The 13,829-nt window shown below is 62.8% G+C and carries 12 protein-coding genes and 2 tRNA genes; 7 read left to right on the top strand and 7 right to left on the bottom strand.

Annotated features, from left to right (window positions below):
* Window positions 1-178 precede the first annotated feature (178 nt).
* Window positions 179-2,293 carry an assimilatory nitrate reductase NasA gene (gene nasA / locus ACK3R5_RS01950; RefSeq protein WP_411967877.1) on the bottom strand — a complete coding sequence of 705 codons (2,115 nt, stop codon included), beginning with the start codon at window positions 2,291-2,293 and terminating at the stop codon, window positions 179-181.
* A 496-nt stretch (window positions 2,294-2,789) separates the two neighbouring features.
* Between nasA and ACK3R5_RS01945 the strand changes: the two genes are divergently transcribed.
* Together ACK3R5_RS01945 and ACK3R5_RS01940 are read left to right on the top strand one after the other, a co-directional pair.
* The gene (locus tag ACK3R5_RS01945) at window positions 2,790-4,553 is read left to right on the top strand and encodes a nitrite/sulfite reductase (RefSeq protein ID WP_411967876.1); all 1,764 of its coding nucleotides are present in this window, start codon (window positions 2,790-2,792) and stop codon (window positions 4,551-4,553) included.
* A gap of 1 nt (window position 4,554) precedes the next feature.
* Window positions 4,555-4,851 carry a DUF6360 family protein gene (locus tag ACK3R5_RS01940; protein WP_411965385.1) on the top strand — a complete coding sequence of 99 codons (297 nt, stop codon included), beginning with the start codon at window positions 4,555-4,557 and terminating at the stop codon, window positions 4,849-4,851.
* A 79-nt stretch (window positions 4,852-4,930) separates the two neighbouring features.
* On the opposite strand, the gene ACK3R5_RS01935 is transcribed toward ACK3R5_RS01940, so the two are convergent.
* Window positions 4,931-5,003 (bottom strand) — tRNA-Asn (locus tag ACK3R5_RS01935).
* A gap of 136 nt (window positions 5,004-5,139) precedes the next feature.
* Between ACK3R5_RS01935 and cca the strand changes: the two genes are divergently transcribed.
* Window positions 5,140-6,504 (top strand): CCA tRNA nucleotidyltransferase, encoded by a 1,365-nt coding sequence (cca, locus tag ACK3R5_RS01930; protein WP_411967875.1) that lies wholly within the window; start codon window positions 5,140-5,142, stop codon window positions 6,502-6,504.
* Here cca and ACK3R5_RS01925 read toward each other — a convergent pair.
* The 4 genes from ACK3R5_RS01925 to ACK3R5_RS01910 form a co-directional block, all read right to left on the bottom strand.
* The gene (locus tag ACK3R5_RS01925) at window positions 6,483-7,496 is read right to left on the bottom strand and encodes a histone deacetylase family protein (RefSeq protein ID WP_411965382.1); all 1,014 of its coding nucleotides are present in this window, start codon (window positions 7,494-7,496) and stop codon (window positions 6,483-6,485) included. The genes cca and ACK3R5_RS01925 overlap by 22 nt on opposite strands.
* Window positions 7,496-7,927 (bottom strand): histone, encoded by a 432-nt coding sequence (locus ACK3R5_RS01920; protein WP_058572727.1) that lies wholly within the window; start codon window positions 7,925-7,927, stop codon window positions 7,496-7,498. Before ACK3R5_RS01920 ends, ACK3R5_RS01925 begins: the two co-directional genes overlap by 1 nt.
* Window positions 7,928-8,125: 198 nt before the next feature.
* A complete protein-coding gene (locus ACK3R5_RS01915) occupies window positions 8,126-9,580 on the bottom strand; it encodes a single-stranded DNA binding protein (protein ID WP_411967874.1) in 1,455 nt (484 codons plus the stop codon).
* Window positions 9,581-9,780: 200 nt separating this feature from the next.
* Entirely contained in the window at window positions 9,781-10,278 is a 498-nt protein-coding gene (locus ACK3R5_RS01910; RefSeq protein WP_411967873.1) for a hypothetical protein, read from the bottom strand.
* 180 nt (window positions 10,279-10,458) lie between these two features.
* Here ACK3R5_RS01910 and ACK3R5_RS01905 point away from each other — a divergent pair.
* Both ACK3R5_RS01905 and ACK3R5_RS01900 read left to right on the top strand, forming a co-directional pair.
* Window positions 10,459-10,531: transfer RNA gene (locus ACK3R5_RS01905), tRNA-Arg, on the top strand.
* A gap of 946 nt (window positions 10,532-11,477) precedes the next feature.
* Entirely contained in the window at window positions 11,478-12,095 is a 618-nt protein-coding gene (locus ACK3R5_RS01900; protein ID WP_411967872.1) for a DUF309 domain-containing protein, read from the top strand.
* Window position 12,096: 1 nt separating this feature from the next.
* Here the strand turns inward: ACK3R5_RS01900 and azf are convergent, their stop codons facing one another.
* Complete coding sequence (azf, locus tag ACK3R5_RS01895; RefSeq protein ID WP_411965378.1) at window positions 12,097-12,885, bottom strand: NAD-dependent glucose-6-phosphate dehydrogenase; 789 nt, start codon at window positions 12,883-12,885, stop codon at window positions 12,097-12,099.
* A 100-nt stretch (window positions 12,886-12,985) separates the two neighbouring features.
* Here azf and ACK3R5_RS01890 point away from each other — a divergent pair, with 100 nt between their 5' ends.
* Both ACK3R5_RS01890 and ACK3R5_RS01885 read left to right on the top strand, forming a co-directional pair.
* A complete protein-coding gene (locus ACK3R5_RS01890) occupies window positions 12,986-13,327 on the top strand; it encodes a dihydroneopterin aldolase family protein (RefSeq protein ID WP_411965377.1) in 342 nt (113 codons plus the stop codon).
* Window positions 13,324-13,794: an NUDIX domain-containing protein gene (locus ACK3R5_RS01885; RefSeq protein WP_411965376.1), complete on the top strand. Its 471-nt coding sequence runs from the start codon at window positions 13,324-13,326 to the stop codon at window positions 13,792-13,794. Before ACK3R5_RS01890 ends, ACK3R5_RS01885 begins: the two co-directional genes overlap by 4 nt.
* Window positions 13,795-13,829: the final 35 nt, after the last annotated feature.

Here is a 13,829-nt window from a genome sequence, read left to right as displayed (position 1 = left end):
CGTATTCCAAAAAGTGGTCTGAATGCTAGTTCGAACATCAGTAGTGCCTCATTCGTCAATCGTTCGGGGACGTTTCTCCACGATTGCTATGTGACTTCTACTCCCTGCCAATAACTGCTATTATTACATTATACACTGTCTTAATATCCGATAATACACCCTCTATCAGTGGTGTGCGTCAGTCGTCACCGGCCGGGATGGTGTCGTCTGAACTCGAGATACCCTGATAGGAAAGCGGGCTCTCCGGTCGAGGCGCCCGCACGCTGACGGCACACTGCTTGAAGTTCGGTTCGTCTGACTGTGGGTCGACGGTCGGGAGCGTGAGCGCGTTGACCGCCGGATGGTGAATGGAGAGCCAAATCATCCCCTCCGGCACACCGTCGTCGGGTTGGACGCGGACCGTGACCGACGCACGGCGCGAGGTGACGACGGTCAGCCCACGGTCGAGTGCCTCGATGTATTCGAGGGTCGTCTCGGGGTGGATTCGCGCAACCGGGAACTCGGTAGTCTCGTCTCCACGGGACCGAACACCGGTGTTGTACGCATCGGACTGGCGAGCGGTTGTCAGCGTGAGGGGATACTCCTCGTCGGTCGGTTCGGCGAGGCCGTCGTGCGACCCCGTCGAGAATCGTGCCCGCCCCGATGGGGTCGGGAACGTCCAGCCATCTTCGGTCGCGTATCGATAGCCACCGCGACTATCTGGCTCCGGTGCCGGCCAACGGACCGCTAACTCTGCGTCGAGTCGGTCGTAGGTGATGCCCGAGAGGTCCGCAGACGTTCCCGCCGTCAGTGTTCGGAGTTCGTCGAACACCGACTGCGGGTCGACAGACGGGTGGTCGAACAGCGTCGCTTCGACCCGGTTTCCGATGGTGGCGATGATGTCGAGGTCCTGTTTTATCTTTGGCGGGACGTCTGTCGCCGCACGGACTCGCGATACTCGTCGCTCCATGTTCATCACGGTGCCCTCCGATTCGCCCCACGTCGCCGCCGGAAGCACGACGTCCGCCACCTCTGCAGTCTCGGTCCGGAAGGTGTCCTGAACGACGAGGAACGTCTCTGCGAGCGCCTCTCGGACTCGGTCAGCGTCCGGCATACCGGCGACCGGGTTTGTTGCCACCGCCCAACACGCCGCTACCTCTTGGTCCGCGATTGCGTCGACGATACCGACTGGGCCGGGGCCGGGGTCGTCGGGGAGGCGGTCGACCGGCACGTCCCACGTCTCTGCGACGACCTTGCGGTGGTCGGGGTCGGTGAACTCCCGGTGGCCGGGCCACGTCCCTTTCGACGAGCAGACCCGCGTCCCCATCGAGTTGGCCTGCCCCGTCAGCGAGAATGGTCCGCTTCCGGGGCCGAGGTTGCCCGTCGACAGACAGAGGTCGATGAGCGCTCGCGCCGTCTTCGTCCCCTGGACGCTCTGGTTGACACCCATCCCCCAGTAGACGAGCGTCGGGTCGGCGAACGCGTCCGCAACGTGTTCGACGGTGGCGGGAGACACTCCAGCGTCGTCGGCGGCCGTCTCCACCGACGGGAGCGAAGCGACCATCGATTCGAATCCGGTCGTCGTCGACTCGATGAACGAACGGTCGAGGGCGTCCCTCTCGACGAGAGACGCTAAGACGGCCCGTGCGAAGGCGAGGTCAGTTCCCGGGTCGAGTTGGACGTGGCAGTCGGCGTCGTCGACAGTCTCGCTTTCGACTGGGTCGACGACTATCAGTTCGCTGTCGGCGTCGCTGGCGCTGTCGACTATCCAGCGGTACATGACTGGATGGGCGACGGCGGGGTTGGCTCCCCACACGAGGTGTGTGTCGGCCTTCGGGATGTCTTCGTACGTCGGAGGGGGTGCGTCGCTCCCGAAGGCCTGATAGTACGCTGTGACCGCCGACGCCATACACAGCGTCGTGTTCGCGTCGTAGTATCTCGTCCCGAATCCACCTCGGGCGACCTTTCCCAGTGCGTACGCCGCCTCGTTCGTCTGCTGGCCACTCCCCAGCACGGCGATGCCGTCGCGTGTCTGGGCGAGGGCCTCGTCGAATCCAGAGACGACGGCGTCGAGTGCCGTGTCCCAACCGGTCGCCACGAGTTCGCCACCCTCTCGAACGAGTGGTCGAGTCAGCCATTCGCCGTTGGGGTCGGCAGTCTCGTTGACGCCGCGTTGACAGGCGAGTCCCTGATTGACGGGGTGCGTCGCATCGCCGCGGACGGTATCGAGTCCGTAGCCGGAATCGACGCCTTGCTGGAGGTGTCCACAGCCGACAGCACACCGCATACACGTCGTTGGCGTCCACTCGCTCATCGCTGCGACCACCACCGTATTCTGAAACACACTGATACGTCTCTCCGACCGGTTGCGGGTACCATCCCACGCCCCGTCGCTGGCGTGGCACCGGGACCGTGTCTGTGCGCTCTCATCCACCAATTGGTTTAAGAATAGGCACCATAATCGTTTCGATGTGGACAAATTTAATTTTTCTCAGAGAATAATGTACATGCGTGCGTTCGTATGCGTCCGCGTGTCGTATGACGAGGCCAGCACTCGAACGGTGGGGTAACTACCGTATCGTACAGTTGTCGTCGGCATCCCGAGACAAACATAAATTCTGAATCTCTCGCCGGAAATTTATCCCGTTTCGAACCGGAGGTTTGCGAGCGTTCTGTTTTCTGCCGAATTTGCAGATTTATTAAATGAGAAGCATTTTACCCCTCTATGAAAACTTCTCCCAGTGAGAATGGAACAAACGACCACAATCTGTCTGAATAGATTTCAATTTGCGATGTGGGGGTTGTGACCGATGCCACACAAGAAAGAAGCGTGGAAAGCAGAGCTGTACGGTGACGCGGTCCGAGAGAAGATAGAAGAGTTCGCCGAGCGAGGCTGGGACGCAATTCCCGAAGCAGAGCGCGACGAGTGGTTCTCTCGGTTCAAGTTCTGGGGCGTCTTCCACCACCGCGGCGGACAAGAGTCGTACTTCATGATGCGCCTCACCAACTGCGGGGGCGTGCTCGAACCGGGCCAGTTGAAGGCCATCGGCGAAGTCGCCCGTGACTACGCCACCGGACCGGTCGAGAACCCCGAATTCGGCGACGCCTGGGTCGACTTCACGACTCGACAGTCGATACAATTACACTGGCTCAAACTCGAAGACATCCCCGAAATCTGGGAGAAGTTAGAGAGCGTCGGTGTCTCTTCTCGGTCGGCTGGAGGTGACACGATGCGCAACATCTCGGGGTGTCCGGTCGCGGGGAAAGCGACGGAGTACGTCGAAAGTCGTGCCCTGTTGGACGAGATTCAAGCCGAGATTCGCGACGACGACGACCTGTGCAACATGCCGCGGAAGTTCAACATCTCAGTGTCGGGATGTCGGCAGGGCTGTGCACAGGACTCGATAAACGACATCGGCCTCGAACCGGCTCACAAGTTCGTCGACGGCCGAGAGGTAAAGGGATTCAACGTCCGTGTGGGTGGCGGCCTCGGTGGGCGGCAACCCCGTCGGGCACGGCCACTCGACCTCTTCGTAACCCGCGAGCAGGCCACAGAGACGGTGCGTGCGTTCGTCGAACTCTATCACGAAGCGGGTGACCGGACGAATCGGTCGAAGAACCGCGCCCGCTTTTTCGTCGACGATTGGGGGACCGACAAGATTCGCGAGCATCTCGACGAACGCCTCGAGTTCGAACTCGAACGGGCCGGCACCGACTTCCGCGGTGGATACACCTACAACGCGGGGAAGTCGGTCGAACAGGGTGCCCACGACCACGTCGGGGTCTACGACCAGAAAGACGGAGCGAACTACGTTGGGCTCTCGGTCCCGGTGGGGCGGATGCCCGCCGACGACGCTATCGAACTCGCCGAACTGGCGGCGGCGTACGGGTCCGGTGAGATACGACTGAGTCGCCGGCAAAATCCCCTCGTCATGGACGTCCCGGACGGGAATCTCTCGAACCTGCTCACCGAACCGCTGCTCGAGACGTACCAGCCAGAACCTAACCCCTTCGTCCAGGGAGCGATGGCCTGCACCGGAACCGAGTTCTGCTCGCTCGCACTCACGGAGACGAAAGCGCGGATGGCCCGGATGCTCCGCTGGCTCGGGGCGAACGTCGACCTTCCAGCCGACGTCGCTCGAATCAAGATGCACTACTCGGGCTGTACGGCAGACTGCGGGCAGGCGATGACGGCCGATATCGGGATTCAGGGAATGCGTGGTCGCAAGGACGGCGAGATGGTCGAAGCGCTCGACATCGGCGTCGGCGGCGGCATCGGCGAGAACCCCTCGTTCATCGAGTGGGTCCGCCAGCGTGTGCCCGCCGACGAAGTTCCGGGGATGATTCGCAACCTCGTCGAGGCCTACGCCGCGCTCCGCGAGGATGGACAGACGTTCCGCGAGTGGGTCGACGCCACGGGCCACGAGACACTCATCGAACTCGCCGAACCCGAGGAAGTCGACGGATACGACGACCCGTGTCTCACCGACGCCAAACAGTCGTGGTACCCCTTCGACGACGGTGAGACGCCAGCACCGACGCGAGCGGACGGAACGTCGATTTCGGGGGATTGAGATGTCTGGAAGAGTGCTCGACGTGACGTCTCACACCACACTCGACTACGTCGAAGTCTCGGTCCGTGGCGTCGACTGGGAGCGAACGGGTGTCGGCATCCTCGACGTCTACACGCCGAAAGACGACCCTGACTCTGTCGTCGTCGAGTTCGAACTCGACCCCACAACGACCGACCAGGTCACGTCCCACGCCGACGCAGTCGTGTTGACACACGAGCAAGCGGGCGCGCTTCGCGACGCGCTGGATGAGGAGATCGGTTCCGACGGCAGTGACCGACCACGCAGACTGTCGGGGTGAGTCGGCCGCCAGCGACGAATCACTCGCTTGTAGCACTCACACCACACGCGTCGCTCACCGAACGAGTGTCAGAGAGAAGCGCCGCCGCCAGGACTCGAACCTGGGACCACCTCGTTAACAGCGAGGTGCTCTACCAACTGAGCTACGGCGGCTTTCGTCTGCATTGCTTCGTATTCGACGTTTCTTGATAGGGCTTTCGTTTTTACCCGACGGCTGGCGGATGCCACCGTCTCACGAAGTCGCAGACGCACCGTCACGCTTTCGCCGGCAGGCGCGGAATCCATCTCCATGACACATTCGGACCTCGACGCTGTTGTCGCCGCGGTCCGCGAGCGTATCGACCCCGACGAGGCGGAGCGTCGGGCGCTCGCCGCGGCGGCGGCGGAACTGGAGTCTCGCGTCCACGACGCGCTCTCCGACCTGTCCGTCGACGCCGACGTGCTACAGGTCGGCAGCACCGCCCGTGGCACGTGGCTCTCCGGTGACCGCGATATCGACCTGTTCGTCCGTTTCCCCGAGGACCTCCCACGTGAGAAACTGGCGGAGTACGGCCTCGAAGTCGGCCACGCTGTCCTCCCAGACGGCCACGAAGAGTACGCCGAACACCCCTACGTGAAAGGCGACTACGAAGGGTTCGACGTTGACCTCGTCCCCTGTTACGACGTTCCCACGGCACCCGATATCCGCTCGGCAGTCGACCGGACACCGTTCCACAACACCTACCTGACCGAACGCTTGGACGACGAACTCGCCGCCGACGTCCGCGTGTTCAAACGCTTCCTGAAGGGCATTGGTGCCTACGGGAGCGACCTGCGGACGGAGGGGTTTTCGGGCTATCTCGCCGAACTGCTCGTGCTCGAATACGGCGGGTTCGAACCACTGCTCCGCGCCGCCGCCGACTGGAAGCCACAGGTCGAGTTCGACCCAGAAGACCACGGGACACGGACGTTTTCGGACCCGCTCGTCGTCATCGACCCAACCGACCCCGAACGGAACGTCGCCGCCGTCTGCTCGGCAGAGAACGTCGCTCGCCTCCAGCACTACGCCCGTCGTCTCCTCTCCGACCCGCGTGAAGACCTCTTTTTCCTGCCCGACCCACCTGCGCTGGACGCCGACGGCGTCCGTGACCACCTCGAACGACGTGGCACCACGCCCGTCGCGCTCGTCTTCACGACGCCGAACCTCGTCGACGACCAACTCTACCCACAACTCCGGAAATCGCTCGACGGCGTCGCAGCAGGACTCGACCGCCGAGAGTTCGACGTGTTCAGGAAGACGACGTTCGCGTCGGACGACGCGGTGTTGTTCGTCGAACTCTCCGTCGCAGAACGCCCCCGAGTCGAGCGTCACGAGGGACCACCGGTCCACGTCGAGACCCACGCCGAGGGATTCTACGGTGCGTACACCGACGCCGGTGACGACCACTACGGCCCGTTCCTCGACGGTGACCGACTCGTCGTCGAGCGACCACGTGAGTTCACGACGGCGACGGCGTTCCTCACGAGTGACGCACTGTTCGACGTCGCACTCGGCAAACACGTCGAGTCGATGCTTCGAGAAGACGGCTACGAGGTGCTCGTCGGCGACGAAGTCGCCACGCTCGCGGACTCCTTCGGGGACGAGTTGGGTCGTTACTTCGACCCGAGGCCGTGAACGTCGCGAATCTCGTCGACGAGTTCGACGTTCTTCTGGTCGGGGTCCTCGTCCGGGTCTAACGCGAGTCGCCCGTCGAACGTCTCGTGGACGATGGAGACTCCTTCTGAGAGCGTATCGAGGCCGTAGCCACCTTCGAGGACGAACGAGAGTGCAGAATCGGTCTCTTCACAGAGGTCACGGACGCGTTCCGTGAGCATCGCGTACCCCTCCGTCGAGACGCGCATCCGCGAAATCGGGTCGTGTCGGTGTGCGTCGAACCCGGCGCTCACGATGAACAGGTCGGGGTCGAACTGCTCGACTGCGGGGCCAATCGTCTCGTCGAACGAGTAGACGTAGTCGGCGTCACCCGCACCCGCACGAAGCGGGACGTTGAGGTTCGTCCCCTCGGCATCGCCCTCGCCGGTCTCTTCGACTTCGCCAGTACCGGGGTAGAGGCCGTCTTCGTGAATCGAGGCGTAGAACACGTCTTCACGGTCGTAGAAGATGTCCTGTGTGCCGTTCCCGTGGTGGACGTCCCAGTCGAAGATAGCGACGCGCTCTGCGAGTCCGTCGTCGATGACGGCCTGTGCGGCGACGGCGACGTTGTTGAAGAAGCAAAACCCCATCGCGTCGTCTTCGACGGCGTGGTGTCCCGGTGGCCGGCCGAGCGAGAAGGGCGTGTCACGGCCGTCCTTGCCGTCGAGGGCCGAGCGTGCGGCCCACTCTGCGAGGCCGGCAGACGCGAGTGCGGCGACCCACGACTCCTCGACGGCGACGGTGTCCGGGTCCCAGTTGCCGCCACCGCGCTGGCAGAACGACTGGAACTCGTCGACGTAGTCGATATCGTGGACGGCGGCGACGGTCGATTTGTTGGTCGGGGGGGCTTCGATGTATTCGACGCCGTGGCGTTTCGCCAGTCCCCGTCGAATCGCGCGGAGACGGTCTGCGGTCTCTGGATGCCGTGGGCCGGTGTCGTGGTCGAGACACGTTTCGCTGTAGCCGAAGCGCATTATTCGAACAGTGAGAAGTAGGTCTCGATATCCTCGGCTTGGACCGTCCGCCGGTCGGCGTGGTGAGCGAGTTTCACCGCTGCACTCGCCACGTTGTTGGCGTAGTCTTCGAGGATATCGGCCAGGGCGATTCGAGCATCCATCGCGACGCGGTAGCGGTCGTCGATTTGGAGGCGTGCGATACGGTCGATGGGTGCGACGGGGAGGTAGAGGTCGTCTCTGTCGACGACCTGCTGGACGCCGAAATCTTCGGCCATCAACGTCTTGCGACCGTCCGCCGTCGCCCGCTCGGCGGCGTCAATCGCCAACTCGGCACCGTGGTCCTGAATCCGGCGAGCGAGTTCCTCGGCAGCACCCGCACTCACCCGGAGGTCACCCGCGTTCTGCCGGATAATCGCGTCTACCGGGGCGAACGGTAGCTCGACACTCATACCCACATATCGGGTCCGTCCGGCGTATAATCCTTTCCGTCGCGGCGTCTTCTGGATTTTATCCGAATCGCGTCGCTGGATACGCGTGCGATTCGCGGCACACAGCCTCGACGGCAGGCGTCGAAAGCGACACCAGAGCGACAGCAACGTGACACCGCGGTCGGACGCCGACGATGTGGTGACGAGCGAAGTCGTCGGTTAGCGCTTCGCGCCGGTGTGGACTTCGACTGAGTCCGCGGTGATGCGGCCGTCAGTCTCGGTTCCGTTGACGGTCACTTCGTCGCCGAGTCCGAGTTCGGCGTCGGTTTCGACCGTCTTGGTCTGCGTGCCGTCGTCGAGGATGACCGGGTTGCCGGCCTGAACGACCGTTCCCGTGAACTCGACGTCTTCGCCGTCTGCGCCGTCTGCGCCGTCTGCGCTCGACTCGGACGACGCAGCAGTCGTGTCGCTGGACGTGGTGGCACCGGCCGAGTCACCGGCGAACGCGCCGAGGCCCTGGTCGCTCGTCGAACCCGACGCGTCGTCGTCGGTTCCACTCGCACCGTCGGGTGCGTCGTCCATGACCGTGACGGACGAGCGCCATCCGGCGGACGCTTCCAGGTCGTCCTGCCAGCCATCCTTGATTTGGACGTCCGTGATGACGACGTAATCTGCGAGTTCGACGTCGGTGTCGGCCTTCTCACCCCACAGCGCGACGCGGATGTCGCCGGTGTCGTCTTTCACGCGGATGTTGCGGACCTGTCCTTGCGACCCGTCGTCTCGGTCGAACGTCCGCTTGCCGTCCGCCTCGATGACGCCGCCCGCGATATCCACCGTCTGGCCGATTTCGAGCGTGCCGATGTCCGTCGTCTCGGGGACGTACTCGACCGACTCGTCGATGACTTCGACGGCGCCGCGCGACCCGACGTGGAGTTCGAGGGAGCCATCTCGTTCGCGGACGTAGCCGTCGACGACTTCGACGGACTGGCCGGGTTCGAGTTCTTCTGCGAGGTCCGCTCGTTCGTCCCAGAGGGTGACACGGATGCGACCCGTGGGGTCGCCGAGCGAGAGGTTCGAGACGCGTCCCTCGGTGCCGTCGTCTCGGTCGAACGTCCGAACCTCGCCCGTGTCGAGGAGTTTCCCCTTGAGGTTCACGTCCGACAGTCCCATCGCGAGGTCCTCGACGCGATAACTGTCGAGAATCTGGACGTCCACTTCGGCCTCGATGTCTTCTTCGACCTTGTTGGCGCTGACTTCGACGCCGTTGTACCCGTCTTTCGGTCGGCCAGCGATGCGAAGGACCGTCCCGACTTCGAGGTTCTCTTCGGCACCGGCGGCCATCTGGTCCCACAGCGAGACGCGGATGCGACCCGTCTCGTCGGCGACTTCGATGTTGAGGACGCGCCCGTCTTCGTCTTCGTCGTCGCGTTCGAAGGTTCGCACCTCACCGATGCTGACGACTTTGGCGAGGAACTTCACGTCCTCCATGCCGGGTTCGATGTCGGCGATACCGTGTACTTCCTCGTCGCGGAGTTCGTGGGCGATGAGCATCGCCGCCGTCTCCTCGTCCGCGAGGCCACCCATCTGTTCGACTTTGTCTTTGACTGCGGCCTCGAACTTCTCGAACTCGACGTCGGTATCGAGGTCCTCGTAGACGTCCTCGATGACGCCCATCAGGCGTCACCCCCCTGTGCAAAGAGTGCACGTCGCAGCAGACCACACGTCGTATTCATTCTAGGCTCGAACAGGGAAGGCCGGCGCTTAAGCGTTGTTTTCCTCGTGGTCTGTATCGCGGCGAGGGACGACGAATCGGACGACATACCGAGGGGTGGCCGCTCGTTCGTATATGAATCTTCGTGAGAACAGACCAGTGCTCACAGCTCGCGTCGTGCGACGACGCGCCGACCGTCGACGTCGTCGTGGGCGACGGCGACACGGCCCGGGAGTTGGTAGTCGAATTCGAGTTCCACCCGGTAGCCGAGTGAGACGAGTGCCTGTGTACACGCGCCGTCGTCGGGTTCCTCCTCGACTGTCTGGACGGTGACTCGGGCGGTGTCCGAATCGCCATCGTAGTCGGCGCTGGCGAGGCGGACCACCGAACACCCGTTTCGCCCCCACAGACAGCCGTCGATGGCGACGACGCCGTCCGTCGCCGCGTGGATGGTCGCGTCGCCTTCGGACGGGCAATCGTCCGCCGGTTCGGCGGCGAGCGACCGGTCGACTAACACTGGCTCACTCGGTGTCGGCATCGTAGTCGTCGTCGCCTCGGTTGTCGTGGACTGAGTCTCGGTGGCGTCACCGTCGTCTGCCGCACAGCCTGCAAGTGAGACACAGAGTCCTGCGGCCCCCGTAAGGACGGCACGTCGGTTCACTCTCGGACGTACATGGCGTCGACAAAAAGTCCTTGCGTCGAGGTGGACGAGCGAGACGAATGGCCGTCTCGCTCGCCGGCGCGAACCGCCGGTCCTCGTGCCGTGGTCCCGCGATTCACTGAGAGTTCACATCGTAACGGTCTTATGTAACCGTCGAGTACCGATGAATGCAGCAAGACAGTCCTGATAGGGTAGTGGACTATCCTCCTGGCTTGCGGAGCCAGGGACCGGAGTTCAAATCTCCGTCAGGACGCTTTCCTTTAGAACACTAACCTCCGAGAGCCCTCCGTGGCTCTCGGTCTTTCTGCGGTGAGCGACCACCGAGGAGATTTGAACAGGGAGCGAAGCGAGCAGAGAGACTGAGTCCCCGCGAGTTCTACGAGCGGGGGCTCGTGAGTCGCCAAGCGTCTCACGGTGTTCAAATCTCCGTCAGCGTGCTCACTCCGTTCGCCGCTGACGTGTTCCCCGCTCGCGGTGCTCGCGTGGAACTCCGTCAGGACGCTACATTTTACAGAACCCGTCCTTCGAGAGCCCTCCGTGGCTCTCGATTCTCTCGGCGTGAAAACCGTCTTCTAGCGTCGTTAACCCCCGAAAATCACGAGCGGGCGGTAGTGCTGTCGCTCGGGGAATCACCGCAGAAAATCGGCGTCTCAGGCCTCGTCGTACGGAGGTTCGGGCAGGGGGTGCTCTTCGTCGTCGAGGCGGCGAACCGCCGCCGACGTCCGAGCACTTCGCGGACGGGGACGAGGGGGTCCCTCGGACCGAGGGGCCGCAGACCATGCTTCGTGGCAATCTGGACAGTAATTGCCCTTGTACATCCGTGTGAACGAATAGTTGTCACCGCAACGGATGCACACAGGAGACTGTGTCATGGTTCGAAACCTCGGTCGAGGGTTGGGTGGGCGTTCATGTGCTATCATATCTCATATGTCCCCGAGACGCATAAGTATGACCTCAATTTGAAGGGGCGTTCCGAGCGGGAGAATTGTTACCATCGTTCTAACTCGCGATGGCAGACGTCACGAAACTTCGACACGGAGCGACGCTGGTCTCCCGAAAACAATCGAGTAAACGGTTCTCTCGGCGCTCGGGTACGAGGTGACCTGCAGTGTCGCGTCGGAACTGCGGTGGAGTGCGCTCTCGGTGTCGGAAGTCGGTTCGATGCGGGTATTTTTACGCGACAACGGCCCACTACGACCATGGACGACTCGCTTCGGGCCGGCGTCGCAATCTACAACGCCGGCGCGTATCGGGCGGCCCACGGCGCGTGGGAAGCGACGTGGTTGGACCTCGAAGACGGGAGCGACGACGAGCGGTTTCTTCACGGCCTCATCCAGTTTACGGCCGCCGTCCATCACGCACGCGACGGGAACCACTCCGGTGCGACTGGACTGGCGGTGAGCGCCCAGCGGTATCTCGACGGCTTGCCCGCAGACTATCGCGGCGTCGATCTCGACGCGGTTCGCGCCTATCTCTCGGAACTCGAATCCGACCCCGACGTCGCCGTTCGGGACGACCCACTCTCGCTTCGCCTCGACGGCGACGTGGTCACGCCCGACGAACTCGACTTCGACGCAATCGTCGTCGCCGCCGAGGTACTCACCGAAGAACTCGACGGGTACGACGAGTCGATAGTGGCAGACGCAATCGAGTACGCTCGCGAAGAAGTTACAGAGGGGAGACAGACGCAGTTCACGGCGATGGTGTTCGACTTCGTGCAGAACGAGACGCAGCGTGGACTCGTCTACCAGCGAATGGGAGAACACGTCCGTCTGCGACGACGGCGCGAAAACGACGTGAGCGGGCTGTTCGAGTGAGTCAGACTTCGTCGAGGGGTTCGCCCTCGAAGGTGAACTCTGCGGAGTTGTCGACTGGGTCGTAGCCGAGTACCTCGCGAGCACGCTCGATGGAGTAGTACTTGCGGTCGTTGTCGGAGATGCCGTAGACGATTTCGTAGTCGTAGTCGGCCTCGACACACCGCTCGAAGAGGTGTGCGCAGTCGCGGTAGGAGAGCCACATCGCCTGCCCGCGTTCGTACTCCTTGGGCGGGTGGTGTTGGGTGAGGTTGCCGATACGGACGTTCACGACCGAGATGCCGTGGTGGTCGTGATAGTACCGACCGATTACCTCACCAGTCGCCTTACTCACGCCGTACAGATTGCTCGGGCGAGGGAGTTCACTCCCGTTCAGACGGAACTCGTGTTCGGGGCGGTACATGTCGGGCGTCCGGTCTTCGGTTTCGTACGCGCCCACGGCGTGGTTCGACGACGCGAAGGCGAACTTCTCGACGCCCGCGTCCACCGCCGCCTCGTACATCTGCTGTGTCCCGTCGATGTTGTTCCGAAGTACACTGTTCCACGGTGCCTCTGGACGGGGGTCTCCTGCGAGGTGGATGACCGCGTAGACGCCCTCCATCGCATTTTTGACGGCTGTCTCGTCGGTGATATCTGCGACGTACACGTCCGTTCGGTCGACGGAGTCGGGAATCTTCTCGTCGGCCAGTGGTTCGCGGTCTAACAGTCGCCAGTCGTAGGCGTCGCCGATGTGACCCAGTATCGCCTGGCCGACGCGCCCGCCAGCCCCCGTAAGCAAAACCGGCTGGTCCATTCGATTCAACGTCCGGCGAGGGAGGCTAAGTAAGGACCGGTTCGTGCCTGCGAGCGCTCGTATCCGGTGAACTTTACCTACGAGCGACATATCCCTCGGCATGGTCACCGACCCACAGACCGCCTGTTTCGAGGCGGGAATCAAGTTCGGCACACTCTACCACCAGTTCGCCGGGACGCCAGTCTCGCCCGACAGTGCCCGCAGTCTGGAGCGTGCGATGGCAGAGGCCATCGAGAACCAGCCCTACTGCGAGTCGGTGTCGGTCACAATCCTCGACGACGAACTCGAAGCCGAACTCGCAGATTCGACGGCCGACTACACCGAACTGACGGGTCGCTTCATGGAAGTCGAGATGCGAATCGAGTACGAGGGCGTCACGGTCCGGACGCGGATGGAGATGGAAGACGGCTACCCGCTGATGAAGCTCGTCTCGGTGGAATGACCGGCCCACGAACTGCGGCCCGGGCACTCGTCGTCGACGATGGCCACCTCTTGACCGTTCAGTACGGCGACGGCGACGACAACTGGTATCTGACCCCCGGCGGCGGACAACGACAGGGGGAGTCACTCTCTGAGACAGTTCGCCGTGAGGTGTACGAAGAGACCGGATACGAAGTCGAGGTGGAGTCACTGGCGTTCGTCAGGGACCTCGTCCCGTCGAACCATTTCGAAGACGGCGACGACGCGGACCATCGCCTCGACCACTTCTTCTGGTGTGACTTCAGAGCCGACAGTCCAGCGAGTCCAGCAGACCCACCGGAACTCGACTCCAAACAGGTCGGCGTCGAGTGGATTCCTCTCGAAACACTCCCCGATATCCAGTTTTTCCCTCGGAGTCTCGTCGCTCCGCTTCGTGGCCGGAGAGAACACGAACGTCGAGACGCGGAATATCTGGGCGACGTTCGCTGAGAATTCGGCACCGACTCCCGCCGAGTCGCTCGATT

Origin of the sequence: Haloferax sp. YSSS75, from assembly GCF_046764215.1 — an archaeon.
Lineage (GTDB): Archaea > Halobacteriota > Halobacteria > Halobacteriales > Haloferacaceae > Haloferax.
Note: the sequence above shows the minus strand (reverse complement) of the source record. Positions and strands in the feature narration are given on the sequence as shown.